Source organism: Bacteroidota bacterium (genome assembly GCA_036522515.1).
Classification (GTDB): domain Bacteria; phylum Bacteroidota; class Ignavibacteria; order UBA10030; family SZUA-254; genus VBOC01.
The window spans coordinates 212,192-225,747 of record DATDFQ010000043.1; the positions used below are offsets into that span (position 1 = coordinate 212,192).

12 protein-coding genes are annotated in these 13,556 nt (G+C 59.3%); all 12 read right to left on the reverse strand.

Annotated features, from left to right (window positions below; all coding sequences use genetic code 11):
- Window positions 1-4: 4 nt before the first annotated feature.
- On the reverse strand, window positions 5-1,576 hold the full coding sequence (locus VI215_07260; protein HEY6192108.1) for a TolC family protein: 1,572 nt from the start codon (window positions 1,574-1,576) through the stop codon (window positions 5-7).
- Between the two features lie 194 nt (window positions 1,577-1,770).
- Window positions 1,771-1,992: a hypothetical protein gene (locus VI215_07265; GenBank protein HEY6192109.1), complete on the reverse strand. Its 222-nt coding sequence runs from the start codon at window positions 1,990-1,992 to the stop codon at window positions 1,771-1,773.
- A gap of 24 nt (window positions 1,993-2,016) precedes the next feature.
- Window positions 2,017-3,408: a sigma-54 dependent transcriptional regulator gene (locus VI215_07270; protein ID HEY6192110.1), complete on the reverse strand. Its 1,392-nt coding sequence runs from the start codon at window positions 3,406-3,408 to the stop codon at window positions 2,017-2,019.
- Between the two features lie 24 nt (window positions 3,409-3,432).
- Complete coding sequence (locus VI215_07275) at window positions 3,433-3,840, reverse strand: hypothetical protein (protein HEY6192111.1); 408 nt, start codon at window positions 3,838-3,840, stop codon at window positions 3,433-3,435.
- Entirely contained in the window at window positions 3,813-6,959 is a 3,147-nt protein-coding gene (locus VI215_07280; protein ID HEY6192112.1) for a sialidase, read from the reverse strand. Before VI215_07280 ends, VI215_07275 begins: the two co-directional genes overlap by 28 nt.
- Before the next feature lie 56 nt (window positions 6,960-7,015).
- Entirely contained in the window at window positions 7,016-7,765 is a 750-nt protein-coding gene (locus VI215_07285; protein ID HEY6192113.1) for a hypothetical protein, read from the reverse strand.
- 255 nt (window positions 7,766-8,020) lie between these two features.
- Window positions 8,021-9,499 (reverse strand): FtsX-like permease family protein, encoded by a 1,479-nt coding sequence (locus VI215_07290; protein HEY6192114.1) that lies wholly within the window; start codon window positions 9,497-9,499, stop codon window positions 8,021-8,023.
- A complete protein-coding gene (locus tag VI215_07295; GenBank protein ID HEY6192115.1) occupies window positions 9,496-10,212 on the reverse strand; it encodes an ABC transporter ATP-binding protein in 717 nt (238 codons plus the stop codon). The genes VI215_07290 and VI215_07295 overlap by 4 nt, the downstream gene beginning before the upstream one ends.
- A gap of 22 nt (window positions 10,213-10,234) precedes the next feature.
- On the reverse strand, window positions 10,235-10,861 hold the full coding sequence (locus VI215_07300) for a hypothetical protein (protein ID HEY6192116.1): 627 nt from the start codon (window positions 10,859-10,861) through the stop codon (window positions 10,235-10,237).
- Between the two features lie 96 nt (window positions 10,862-10,957).
- A complete protein-coding gene (locus VI215_07305; protein HEY6192117.1) occupies window positions 10,958-11,644 on the reverse strand; it encodes a hypothetical protein in 687 nt (228 codons plus the stop codon).
- Between the two features lie 22 nt (window positions 11,645-11,666).
- Window positions 11,667-12,440, reverse strand: a complete 774-nt coding sequence (locus VI215_07310) for a 4'-phosphopantetheinyl transferase superfamily protein (protein HEY6192118.1) — start codon at window positions 12,438-12,440, stop codon at window positions 11,667-11,669.
- A 147-nt stretch (window positions 12,441-12,587) separates the two neighbouring features.
- Entirely contained in the window at window positions 12,588-13,412 is an 825-nt protein-coding gene (locus VI215_07315; GenBank protein HEY6192119.1) for an AMP-binding protein, read from the reverse strand.
- Window positions 13,413-13,556 lie beyond the last annotated feature (144 nt).

The window sequence follows — 13,556 nt, forward strand, 5'->3', positions numbered from 1 at the left end:
AAGTTCACTTGGTGGTTGTCCCCGTGTACGATCCGGATGTTAATTGCCTTAGAGTCGTGGCGGCCTTCGCGGTCCGGACCATAGCCGCAGAGTAGCGTTGCTGGGCCGCGGCGAAATCGGCGCCCAGACGAACCAGCTCGAAGGCTGTCGACCGCCCGTTACGGAATTCGATCAGGCCGATCCGTGCCTGCTCCCCAGCGGCATCGACACCGTCCTTCGCAGCCGAAAGGCGGTCCTTTCCATGAATGAGCTCCCTGTAGCTCATGCGCACCTGCTCCTCAAGCGACCGGGAGACTTCAATGTACCGCTGCTCCGAGACGCTCACCTCCGCCTGGAGGCGGTCCTTCTCACCGAGCCCGCTTCGAAACCCGATGGGGATCCTGACTTCCACGCCTACGCTCCACGTTTTGAAATCACGGCCGGTGGCCTGACTGACCGCGTCTCCGAATCCTCCTCCCACAGTCGTGCGCAATGTATCACCGTTAAATATGACATCCTGGGCCGTTCCGGCAAGCCCGTTTCCCCCGAGCGAGCCGACCAGATCAACCTTCGGGAGGAATTCCCATCCGGCGGCGTCCGCCAGAGAGCGATTCGCTTCAACGTCGGCCTTCGCCGCCTGCAGGTCGAGGTTATTCTGCCGGGCGCGCTCAACCAGTGCGTCGACGGAATCGACCTGGAAATCAGCCGGCGGTTCATCGCTGGTGACGAAGCGTAGCGTCCCCGCATCGGGCCTCGCTCCGATTTTTGAGGCAAGCTGGTCGGAGAGCCGGTCAAGCTGCTCCTCCTGGTCGAGAAGCAGGATCTTCTGCTCCGCCAGGAACGTGCGGGCGTTTGCCACCTGGTTTGGACCGATGAGACCCGCCTTCGCGCGGAGCTGCGTTTCCTGCAAGAATACCTCCCCCTGATCGCGGGTGAGCTTGCGGACTGCGTAATCCCGCTCGGCCGCGTAGAGATCCCAATACATCCGCTCCACGTCGGAACTCAATCCAAGCACCTGCTGATCGCGCCGGCCCTGCGCCGCCTGCATCTCCTGTTCCGCCTTCGAAAGCTGTTTGCGGCCCGAAGCGCTGAATCCCCCCAGAAGGGGTTGCCGGAGGTTGATGCTCCCGAACGCGGTATACTGCGGGTTCAGGAAGGCAAATGTCGAATTGGTGTTCAGCCGCACGGTGCTGAGCGATGCTTCAAGGCGCGTGCCTATCGGGAGAGTCCACCTCAGCCCGCCCTGAGAGGTTGTTTGCTCGTTCATCAAGACATTGGCGCCGGCAAAGAACGAGGAGGTCGGAATATTGTCGTCCTCGTAGTACACGTTGAGGAACAGTTCGGGATCGAATACGCCGCTCTCCCTCCTGACTGTTCCCTGGGCGGCCTGAAACGCGGCCTCTGCCCTCCGGACCGATGTCGCGTTGGCGAGGCCCTGGCGGATCGCATCTTTCAGGGGAAGGTGGGTTCCCTCGATTCCGGCGAGTATTACCTGGAGGACGCTGTCTGGATTCAACGTCGTCGTCTGGCCGTACACGGCCCCGGTCGAACCGGCCAGTGCGGCAAACGCAAGACTGAATATTAATTTTCTGAACATTGTGGGGTAAAACGGATAAGAATTTCGAATGCGGTTTAATGTAGCAATTGCCGCTGTAATATCCAAGAATCTGGTAATCGCAGAGTTTCGTATGCTTCTTATTACGCGACCTGAAGGTCGCGCCTACCGATGCCTCCGGCAGAGTCGGTAGCCGCAGCCTTTAGGCTGCGGGTTTTCGGCTCGGCTGTTGAGGTTCACTCGTTACCAAGAGGAAGTATCGCAATGCCGCCTTTCACCTGATCAACAGCATCTCCCTCACTTGCGAAGAAGTGTTTGATGTTCATCTGCGTCGCGGAAGGGGCTCCGGAGAGCGATTTCCTGAAGGCGGGTTTGGTCTTTGCCGCCTGCCGGCTGATGAGCGGGTGAGTGGTAATACAGAAAAGAGACGCAAGGAGAAACGCGAGGGAACGCTTCATGGCACTTTCCTCCTATTCGACCGCCTACGTTTGCGGCTTGAGACCGTACTCTTTCAGCTTTGCGTGGAGGGTCGTCCGCCCGATTTTCAGGACGGTTGCGGCTCTCGTGATGTTCCAGCCCGTTGCCCTCAGGACATTGGAGAGGTGGAGCTTTTCGGCCTCTTTCATCGAAAGGAGAGAATCCCCCGATGAAGACCGTGCGCTGCGGCCGGGAGGCCGCGCGGGATCGATTCCGAGATCCTCCGCCTCGATCCTGTCCGCTTTCGAGACGACCACACCCCGCTGAACGGCCGACTGCAACTCCCTGATATTCCCGGGCCATGGATACGATTCCAGGGTCCGCAGCGCGTCAACGGCGAAGAATTTCCCGGGATATTTTTGCGAGTGCTTCCGCAGGAAGAGCTGGGCGATCGCCCGGACATCCCCCGGCCGGTCGCGAAGCGGCGGGATGTCAAGCTTCATGACATTCAGCCGATACCAGAGGTCGGCGCGAAAACTCCCGGCTTCCACCTCGTCCGGAAGATTCTTATTTGTCGCCGTGACGATCCGGACATCCGCCGTCCTCTCCGCCGTGTCGCCCACCCGGCGAAAGGTCTTGGTCTCGATAAACTTCAATAGTTTCTGCTGGAATTTGAGATCGATATGGCCGATCTCATCGACGAAGAGCGTCCCGCCCCGCGCGAGCTCAACCAGTCCCTCCTTCGTAGTGTCTGCTCCAGTGAATGCCCCCTTCACATGCCCGAACAACTCCGATTCGACCAGGTTTTCGGGGATGATCCCGCAATCGACTCCCACAAAGGGCCTGTCGCTGCGGGCGCTATTCTCGTGAATGAATCTTGCCAGCACCTCTTTCCCTGAACCGGTTTCGCCATAAAGAAAAATCAGAAAGTCGCTGGCGGCGAAACGTCGGGCCTTCTCCAACGTTTCGAGCCATGCCCTCGAAACCCCGGCCATTCGTTCGCTGGCATTGGAAAAGCCCTCCGATCGCCCGGCGATGTCGGCGGAGACCTTCAACGAGCGAAATTCCAGCGCGCGCCGGACGACGACAAGCAATTCGTCGTTGTTGAACGGTTTTTTCAGATAATCGTACGCTCCCCGCTTCATCGCCTCCACGGCATTCCGCACGTCGTTCGAACCGGTAAGGATGATCACCGGGGTCAGGCGGGCGTGCGATGTGACGTACTCGAGCACCTCCATGCCGCTGACCCGCGGCAGCCCCAGGTCGAGGAGCACGAGATCGAAGGATGTTTTGTTGAGGCTGTTGATGGCCGCGGCGCCGTCAACGGCTTCCTGAATCTGGACCGCAAGCTTGTTCAGGACGCGGGAACTCATCTCACGCGACGAGTCCTCGTCGTCGACGATGAGGATCTTCGACGCGATCCGCACGTCCTTTTCGGGTTTGGATTTCTGTTTCATTCGGATCGGTGGATCATGGACTATTCAGGGGGAGGGAAGCGTCTCTCCGTGGGACGCGCACCATTCGGTGAAAAGGGCAACCACTTCGGAGTAGTACGCGACGAAGTCCTGCTGCGTCTTCCCGAGCGGAGACCTGCTCAATCTCCTCTCCCATTTCATGCCTTCCTCCCTCGCGCGGGCTTTTTCCGCGAGATTATGTTGTACCGGGTCGATCCGGCCCCCGGCCGAAATCACCCCGGGCTGAAGCTCCTCCCGCGTTGCCGGGGTCACCACCATCGCGCCATGTTCACCCATTGAAATGACGAGCGCTTCGGGTGCGGATCTCTCCTGCCCGCGCTCTCCGGGGAGGCGCCAGAGGATGTAGCGGTCCACGGCAGGAGCGGTGTGGGCCTGGTCCGGCTTCCCTATCTCTTTGCGGTGTTCCTCTCCCATTCTTCGCGCGTCAGGGCTGTGATCGGGTCGAGCTTCATCCCCGTCAGTTTGGGGTTTTCGTCCGCGAGCTCCTTTGTCATCCACCCTTCGAACTCATGGGTCACATCCGCCAGCTCACGGCCCAGCGCGTCGGTCCTCTCCACCTGGGTCTTCGACGGGCGTCCCTCATAGTCAACCACACTGCCGTACAGATCGGCCAGATACTCTCGCAACCGCTCTTCTCCGGTGATCATTCCCCCTTCTTTCGTCGCGACAATTTTTTTTCTGTAGGTATCGGTCTGCGCCGACGCCGAGCGGAGTGCCCGGGCCAATACGTCGTCAGCCCCCAGTTTCGAGGCCCGGTCGTCGAGATCCCGGCGGAGCTTATTCATCCGGACGACGGAGAGATCCATCTCTTCGAGAAGATTGTAGAGTTTCATCGACAGGTCAAACTGCTCCGTCCTCTCTTTCAGGGTATGCTTCGACCGCGGGTCAGCCAGGACGGTCAGCGCCGTGGTATAGGTATCTTTGTCTTTGATCATCCTCACCGTGTATGTCCCCGGCAGGACACGCGGCCCGGAACCCGCGCTGAATGCGGCGGTCGCCGCCGCCGGAACTCTCGGCGGCTTCATCCGCATCGACCACATGACTCGGCTCAGGCCGCGCCGCTTGCTGCTGGGGATCGTGCCGACAACCTTCCCCTTTCCGTCCAGGACGTCGATCTTCAGGTCGCCGAAAATGTGTCTCTTCTTCTGGTAATACGTGATACTCGCGTCGCCGGGCGGGTTCGGGCCCGTGTAGGTGGCGTCGCCGTCGGCCCACCCCCCGGACGCTGAAAGCTTCTGCACCGGGGGATTCGCCTTGATGATTATGACATTCTTCGAAAGGTTCTCCGGGGTCAGGGACCGGAGGGGTGTGATATCGTCCACGATCCAGATTCCGCGGCCGTGTGTGGCTATGACGAGATCGTGATCCCGGGGATGGATCGCAAGATCGCGGACTGCGACATCCGGAAGGTCGCCGCCTTTGTACTGCGCCCACTGCCGGCCGCCGTCGAGGGAAACCCACAACCCGAACTCGGTGCCGACAAAGAGGAGATCCTTATCGACGAGGTCTTCTTTGACGACGTGCGCATAGCCGCGGACGCCACTCCCTTCCGCGACCACCGGAGACCAGGTCGCGCCGAAGTCGGTCGTCCTGTAGACGTACGGCCGCATATCTCCGAATGTGTGGAGGTCGAACGTGGCATAGGCTGTCCCCTCCGCGAAATGGCCGGCATCGATCGAGGAGACCCACGCGTTGGAGGGAAGGCCGGTGATATTATGGACCGTGTTCTTCCAGCTTTTTCCGCCGTCCCGGGTCACCTGCAGATTTCCGTCGTCGGTGCCTGCCCAGACGACCTTTGGATTCCTGGGCGATTCACAGATGGCGTAAATTGTCGTGTGCATCTCCGCCGCGGAATTGTCCACCGTCACGCCGCCCGACTTCTCCTGCTCCTGTTTGGAGGGGTCGTTCGTGCTCAGATCGGGCGAGATCCGGTCCCACGTCTGCCCGTGGTCGCGCGAGCGGAACAAGAATTGGGCCCCGATGTAGATCGTCCCTTTCTCGGTCGGACTCACATGGATCGGCGTGTTCCAGTTGAAGCGAAGCTTTCCTTCCTTGTAATGGGGGAGCGGCTTGATGTTGCGGATCTCATGCGTCTTGCGGTTCACCCGGCCGATTTCACCACCCTGCGCCTCGGCGTACAGATAGTCGGGGTCGGAGGGATCAACAAACATCCAGAAGCCGTCGCCGCCGTACATGTTTTCCCACTGGGCGTTCGTAATTCCGCCGGGATACTGGGACTCTCCCACCCAGGAGCTGTTATCCTGCAACCCGCCGTACACATGGTAAGGCCGGTCCATGTCGACACTGACGTGATAGAATTGTGAGATCGGAAGATTTGCGGCTTTCCACCAGTTGTTCGCGCCGTCGTAGGAATACCAGACTCCGCCGTCATCCCCGACGATCAGATGGTCGGTGTTCTCGGGATCGATCCAGATGTCGTGAAAGTCCCCGTGCGCCCCGCCGGAGATATTGCTGAAGCTCTTTCCCCCGTCAGCGCTGACGATCAGCGAGCCGTCCGGTTTGAATATCTTATCCTCATTTTTCGGGTCGACGATCAGATTGGCAAAGTAAAAGGGGCGCCAGATCATGGCCTGGCTGCGGTCAAGCGCCCGCCAGGTCATTCCTCCGTCGTCCGAGCGATAGAGGCCGTTGCTCGGCGGCTGGGCCTCGATGAAGGCATAGACGACATTCGGCTTGGAGGGTGCCACAGCCACCGCGACTCGCCCCCAGGGCTTCGCCGGAAGGCCCGCGGCGCTCTTTTGAGTAAGCTCTGTCCAGCTCGATCCGCCGTCGGTTGTCTTGAAAAGCCCGCTCCCGCTCGGCACTCCCGAGCTATCGCCACCCGAGCGGAACGTCCACCCCTTTCTCCTGAAATCCCAGAGTCCCGCATAGATCGTTTTCGGATGCTGCGGCGCCATCGAGATGGAGGAGCAACCGGTCGATGAATTCGCGCCTTTGAGGATGTTCGACCAGCTCTTTCCGCCGTCGGTGGTCTTGTAGAGTCCCCTCTCCTCGCCGTCGCTCCAGAGACGGCCCGGCACCGCGGCGTAGACGATTGAGGTGTTCGACGAATCGACAAGAATTCTCGAAATGCGCTCCGATTCTTTGAGTCCCATGTTCGTCCAATTCTCACCGGCGTCGGTCGATTTGTAGATCCCATCGCCGATGGAAACGCTGTTGCGTGTCCAGGGTTCCCCGGAACCGACCCAGACAGTCTTGGGATTTTTGGGGTCGATCGTGATGGCGCCGATCGATTGTACCGGCTGTTTGTCGAACACCGGTTTGTAGGTGGTTCCGCCGTTCACCGATTTCCAGACGCCGCCGCTCGCGGCCCCGATATAGACGGTGAGGCGTTGCCCTTCATGGACCGCATCGATCGCGGCGACTCTGCCGCTCATTGCGGCGGAGCCGATGTTTCGCGCCCCGAGTCCGGAGATTGTTTCTGCATCGATCTTTACTGGAGAAGTTTGAGCGTGCCCGCCCGTCAAGAAGGCGATGAGGAACACCAGTGCGAGGGCTACTGCGTGAGACATTTCTAGCAATCTGATTTTCATAGCTGCTGATTCCTTGAGTGCGATGATTAAATTCATTATTTGCCGCTCGCCGGGGTGCCGGCAACGACCGGTTTCTCGAAGCGGCTCTCGTCGATGGGCACGTTCGCCTCAATCTTCTCGTACGTTATTTTCCCCTTTTGCTGGTCGCCCTTTGAGCCGGTCTCAACCGAGAAGGGGAGGTACCAGCCGTCCACCTCCTTATAGTCGCCCAGAATCGTCTCGTACTCGCGTTCCGCGCCACGCACCACCCGTTTGATATCGATCTTGATCGGAACATAATAGTCGGTGTCCATGTAGTAGTACCGGATATCCCCGTTCGCGAGCGTCACCTTCAGCTTGAGTGCGTCGGTTCCCTCAACGGGCTCCATGCCGACAAATTCCACCTTGTTCCCCTTCGCACGATAGTCGATCATCGGACCGTCGAAATCGGCGTCTTCGAGGATCTGTTTCATCTCCTCCTCGCCGAGCGATTCGGGGTCTTTCTTTCCGCCCCAGGGCTGTATCTTCCACCCTGACTTGCCGTTGTAGGCGTTGATCCCGGTGAGGCCCTGGATCGAGAACTCGCGCCGGACGAGGTTGGGGCGCTTGTTCTCCTGCCCGACCGTCGCCTCGAAACCGCCGCCGCCCGTGAATTTTCCCGTGCGGCGAAGCGTTTTCACCGCCTGAATCTTCTCCATGCCGCCGACGGTCTTGAGGTACTTGGCAAGGATTTCGTCAGCAGTCTGAGCGGGGGCGGGGCTGACCAGAAACGCAAAGAGTGCCGCTTGAAGTGCGAATCGACGCATATGGTATTCCTCCATCTGAGCAGTGGATATTGAGTACACCGGGAGTGGAACGAGGTAGTTTACTGAAATTGAGTCGAAATGTCAATTGACCCCCGAGCGCCGGTGGTGTCTCAATTTGGCCGAAGGTCTCTCCACCTCGTCATGCTGACATGCTCCTGGTCAGCATCTTTCAACTCTCTTGTAAAGATCCCGACCTAAAACATGTCGGGATGACGAGCAAAAAATGAAATTGCGACACCACATAAGCGCTAATCCTTAATCGTTCCTCAACGCTTCCACCGGATCTATCCTCGCGGCCCGGGAAGCGGGATAGAGGCCCGCCACGACGGCCACGCCGATGCCGATCGCCAGGGCGATCAGGATCAACCAGAGCGGCAGGGCGAAGAGCTCGAGCTCCGGAATGCCTTCCCTTCGCATATAGATATGGGCGACGACAGAGACAATCCGTGTGATCACCCAGCCGAACAGGATGCCGATGGAGGAGCCGATGAATCCCATCGCCCCCGATTCCGCGAGGAAGAGCGCTCTGATCTCCCTGTCATCGGCTCCGAGCGACTTGAAGATCCCGATCTCCCGTTTCCGCTCGAGGATCGACATGACCATCGTGTTGACGATCCCGAGAGACGCCGTCACGAGCGCGAGCAACCCCACCAGGCCCAGAGCCGTATTGAAATAGACAAACGTTTTCTGGATTTCCTCGAACGCCTCGGCAAAGCTGAAGGTCCTGTACCCCATCGCTTCGATCGAATCCTTCACCGATGTATAGAGGACGTGGGGATCGAAGTTGACCGTGAGCTGGGAAAAAGTCTTCCCCGACGGGTCATCCGCGGAGGAAAAGAGGTTTCCGGAGCTCATTGCGGCGAACAGGTCGGTCGGATTTCCGCTCATGCCGCTCCGCGTAAATCGCTCCCCCGTCCTGAACGGGATGATCACCGGCTCCATCCGGACCCTCCCCACCTGCTCCGTTTCCATGACCCCGGAAACCGTCAGCGTATCGCTCACAGTCCGGCGTGCGTTTAGGAATCCAGCCACGAACCGACGCACCGCCTCGTTTGCCTCGGCTCGAATCACCCGGCTCCGGTAGGCCAGGTTGAAGAGGAGCGAATCAACATGAATGCGCCGGAGCCTGTCGAGCGCGGTCACACCCCCGTCGGCGAGGACGTGCCCGAACGCGCTGTCGATCGTCGAGACCTGCACCGAGACGATGCAGTGCAGGCCGACAAGCGAATCGGGGAACGTGGTTCCCAATCGCTTGAGAAGGTTCGCGGAGAGGACCACCTGCCGCGAGGTGTCGGCGTCGAAGATTTTCCCCGCGCGCAGCCTCGAAAAGAGCTTCGTCTGAAGCGCCGCCCGGGAGAGCGCTTGCGCGCGCGCATCGATGAGCGAATCCCCGAGCCGGAGCTTCACCGAAAAGAGGTCGTACGGATAGACCAGAAGAACTCCGGGGATCTTCCCGATCCGTTCGGTCGCCGCCGCGTCGAGCCGGGCAGAGTTCAACGCCGCATTGAGGCCCTCAGGCTCGTTCGGCCTCCGCTGGGGATAGACCTGGATCGTCGTGAGAAGCCCGAGCTCTCTGAACTGCCTGTCGATATTCTCCTTGGTGCCTGCTCCGAACGAAACCATCGAGACGAATGCGGCGATGGCGATGACGATCCCGGCGATTGTCAGGCCGGTTCGTAATTTCATCCTCCAGAGGTTTCCGGCCGAGATCGCAAGCAGGTCGCGGGCGGTCACTCGGTCTCCCTCCCCGCCAACCTTCCCCCCTCGGTCGATACGATCTTTCCATACTGCATGCGGATCAGGCGGTGCGAACTATGCTGCGCCATCTCGATATTGTGCGTGACCATCACGATGGTCAGTCCCGCCCCGTTCAGTTCGGAGAGAAGTTGCGCGATCTGGCCGGCGTTATCGTGGTCGAGGTTGCCCGTCGGCTCATCGGCAAGCAGGATCTCGGGTTTCTTGACGATCGCCCGGGCGACCGCCACACGCTGCTGTTCTCCGCCCGAGAGGTCTGAAGGCCTGTGGGTGATCCGGTCCGACAGGCCGAGTTGTCCGAGGGCCTCCGTCGCAAGCCTGCGGCGTTCCGCAGGTGGGGTCTGATTGAAGAAGAGCCCCGTTTCGACATTCTGTAGCGCGGTATAGTGGCTGATCAGATTGAACGACTGGAAGATCATGCCGACTTTGTAGGCGCGGTAGGCAGAGAGCTGTTTCCTCGACAAACTCGAAAGCGCGGAACGTTCGAACTCAACGGTTCCCGAACTGGGAGTATCCAATCCCGCGAGGAGATTCAGAAGCGTCGATTTGCCCGAACCCGAAGATCCGACGATGCCGACGAATTCGCCGCGCCCGATGTCAAGCGAAACGCCGTCGAGGGCCCGGACCTCCTGAGGACCGCGTTTGTAGGCCCGGCAGAGGTCGACGGTGCGCAACCAGGGATGCCCGGGCATGATCAGGATCGGTGGAGGTGGTTCAGGAGGGGCCGGGGGTCTGCGTGATCTGACTCTCCAGTACTTTCAGGCGGTCGGCGAGGTCGTCAAAGAGCTGCTCCATGGCATCGTTCTCCTTGCCGCGGGCGATGGTGCTCCCCAGGAGCCAGATTTCGGAAGCGCCTATGGAGAAATCCTGTTTCCCCTTCTGCCGGCTCGCCGAAGGATAGAGGGGATTCCAACTCCGGCTGAAGCTTTCCTCCCTGGAGACAAAGGCGATGATCATCGGTTTGAACTTTTCCATCTTCTGCACGAACTTCTTCACATCGTCGATTGTGGGCTCCGCTCCCGGATCGTCTTCCCTTCCGGCGACCCGTCTCCGGTTAAGAACGGTTAAGCCGACCCTTTGTTTCAACAGCGCTGATTCCTTTTTCTCGAAAAAGAACTTCTTGTAAATTTCATTGAGCGCACCGGACTGATTGACGTCCAGGAGGATTTTGCGTTCGGAGGGGGGTATGACCGCCGAGGGAGTGAAACCCGCGTACTCCAAAAGCTCCCAAAACCGGTCGTTTGCCCCGAGATGATAAAAACCCAGTTCATCCGAGAGTTCCGAAATGATTGTTCCGACAAAGACAACGCGCAGGTTTCTGGCCAAAATCTCAGGGAGCATGATGCCTCATGGTAGTGTGTGACGCGGCAGGCGGGATACCCCGGTCTGGTGAAGTGAATGTACGAAATTTGAGGGAGATATCAACGGAGGCGGGAGCTAGCCGGCCTCCCACCCCTGGTCGGAAAGTGCGGTGTGGAGTTCCTCGGGGTGATGCCTGGTATGGTGTTCGATCTTGCTTGCCTCCTCGTGGGCGTCTGTGTAGGTGGATCCCTTTGCCATGAGGTTCCGTTCGTATAACTCGTGAAGAAGCACGTACGGACGCTCGGCTTCCGTCAAATCATTGTCGATCCAGACTTCATTCTCCGGCACGAACTCGTAGACATGATCGTGCCCCCCTTCCGTAAAATCGACGTCAAAGACACTCCGCACCAGCCTTCCATCTACGATCCACACGGATACCCCCGATTCGAGCGCTTTCCACAACCTCACATGCACCTTCGTCGGATCGGGGATGCTTCCTCGATCGGCAACCTTCCTTACATCGCCGGCCCGTTTTCGTTCCGCCCTCTCCGTATGATCGGCCGCGGTAAGCGCGGCATCGTACGGAAGCCCTTTGGCCATCAGGTGATGCTCGACCAGCAGGTGGTCGATAAAGAAGGATTGCTCATCGTGCATCGCCTCATCGTCGAGCCAGAATTCGTCCTCGGGAATACACTCGAAGACGTAATGCTGGCCGTAATTTGTGAATTCTTTATCCAGATGAGTCCGCACATACGCACCGTCGACCACCCAGATCGTGATCCTGCCGCGCTTGCCGACGGTTCGCAGGTAAGGTGGGTTCAATTGGGACGCGGGTGTCTCCTCTTTATTCGACAAGAGCGCGGAACAGTCGGCGTGCGGATATCCCCCGAGACAGCGGAAACGGGCGCTTGTCCGCACGAGGTTCCCGGCCGAGCGCCATATTCCCGACAACTTCTTTTCCCGCGAACGTCAAGGTCAGCGGATGGATGGTCCGGTGTGAATAAACTGGCGTCCCGCGGAGCGGCTCCAACGCGATCCCGTTCCCTTCCAGCTTTGCGGCCGCCTCTCTCTCCGTCCACAACCGATAGAATTCGAGTGTGCGATCGGGGGCGGGAAGCGCGGCGAGGCGTTCGAACTCCAACGGGCCAAACTGGGTGTCCACGATCGTGAGCATATCAAGCAGGGGGTGAACAACTTCGATGTCAATACCGACCTGCCAACCGGCCGCCACCCCGAGGGCAAGCACATTTTCGGAATGGGAAATGTTAAACCCGAAACCGGACGCCGGCCAACTCCTTCCTCCGTATGGGCGCAGCAAACGGGGTTTCCCCCTCGGCCCCGTTGCGAATTCGAGAGATCCCGGCGCTACACCGAGGAGTTTGCCGAGCACATCCCTCACGAAAATCGATCGCACGATAAACCGGCGGCGCTCTATCAGATTCCTGATCCGTTGCGCGCGGGCATACTCCTCAGGGAGCAATTCTGTTGCGCCACTCACCTCATAGGTGCGGGCGTCATCGAGGTCGCAAAGCCAGACGTGGGCGCCGCACTTCCCCTTCATCGGATCGTCCGAGGGGCCGTGAACTTGAACCTCCACACTCTCAACAAGCGATTGCATGTCATTCACTCCTTCTCTGTACGCCCCCCTGCGCTCCATGCCCTGTCACACCCCGCGAATATACACAACCCCCGCTCGCTGGGGCGGTTCACCCCCCGTTATGACCGGGATGGGCGAGCCGTCCCCGAGGGATGCGGGCGGGGCTGTTCAACGCGAAAGATCGGGTCCTGTATGGGCCACCTGCAAGTTCGGGGAGATGAGCAGCGCCCCCGATTCGAAGGCAAGCCACATCTCTTCGATCGAATTATCGAAAGAGAGGGAAGCGCCCTGGTGGACGCAGTCTTCCGGTCTGAAGTGGAAGGTTTCGCCTTCGGCGTACACCAGATGCGACGCCTGCCGGTGTTGGACCATCACTCCATTCGGAGGGCCCATTGATCCCGATTTATACATGATGTAACAAAGGTCGCGGGGACTCGCACCGACTTCCGCCGGGGCCAGACGGAGAGAGCTCTCGGCATCGATCTCAATACGGTCGGAATCGAGATGGATGACGGTGCCTCGAAACCCGCTGAACTGCCTTGTGCGATCGCTCGTGGTCAGGAGTACTTCCGCGCCTGATTCGTTCAGAATATATGAGATACGGTCCCTTGGGTATTCGACGTCGAGAGGCACGTATGCGGCGCCCGCTTTCAGAATTGCCAGGATCGCCGCGTAGGCGTCGGTCGAGCAGGGCAGCAGAACCGCTACTCGTGATCCCCGCTTCACTCCCCTCGAGCGTAGGTGACGCGCAAGCCGATTGGCGTTGAACTCGAGCATCGAGTACGTTGTCTTCTCCAGGTCGGCGAGCACGGCGACTGCTCCCGGCCGCGCGTCCGCCTGCCGTTCAAATATCTGGTGAAGAAAATCGGGGTGTGGTGCTCTCTCGTTCGCCTTCGTGGGGGGTCTGCGCGTCTCCTCCCTGTGTGGTCTGCGGTGGGCGGCCCGTGGAAATGAAGTTATTCCCGAACCCGGCTTCCTTATCTGGTAGTTCACTTTCGTTTCCCTCTGGCGTTAGTGAATACGTTAGATAGTACGAAGCGCTACAACGTGATAGTAATACAAACACGGGGTGAAGTCAAGTTAATCCTTTTTAAGGATTAAAAATTTTTCATCCGGCCGGTGATTCGGGGAAATCCG

Excerpts from the sequence above, each read along its gene's own strand:
- VI215_07260 (HEY6192108.1), bottom strand. The coding sequence starts at position 1,576 with ATGTTCAGAAAATTAATATTCAGTCTTGCGTTTGCCGCACTGGCCGGT.
- VI215_07265 (HEY6192109.1), bottom strand. The coding sequence starts at position 1,992 with ATGAAGCGTTCCCTCGCGTTTCTCCTTGCGTCTCTTTTCTGTATTACC.
- VI215_07270 (HEY6192110.1), bottom strand. The coding sequence starts at position 3,408 with ATGAAACAGAAATCCAAACCCGAAAAGGACGTGCGGATCGCGTCGAAG.
- VI215_07275 (HEY6192111.1), bottom strand. The coding sequence starts at position 3,840 with ATGGGAGAGGAACACCGCAAAGAGATAGGGAAGCCGGACCAGGCCCAC.
- VI215_07280 (HEY6192112.1), bottom strand. The coding sequence starts at position 6,959 with ATGTCTCACGCAGTAGCCCTCGCACTGGTGTTCCTCATCGCCTTCTTG.
- VI215_07285 (HEY6192113.1), bottom strand. The coding sequence starts at position 7,765 with ATGCGTCGATTCGCACTTCAAGCGGCACTCTTTGCGTTTCTGGTCAGC.
- VI215_07295 (HEY6192115.1), bottom strand. The coding sequence starts at position 10,212 with ATGCCCGGGCATCCCTGGTTGCGCACCGTCGACCTCTGCCGGGCCTAC.
- VI215_07300 (HEY6192116.1), bottom strand. The coding sequence starts at position 10,861 with ATGCTCCCTGAGATTTTGGCCAGAAACCTGCGCGTTGTCTTTGTCGGA.
- VI215_07310 (HEY6192118.1), bottom strand. The coding sequence starts at position 12,440 with ATGCAATCGCTTGTTGAGAGTGTGGAGGTTCAAGTTCACGGCCCCTCG.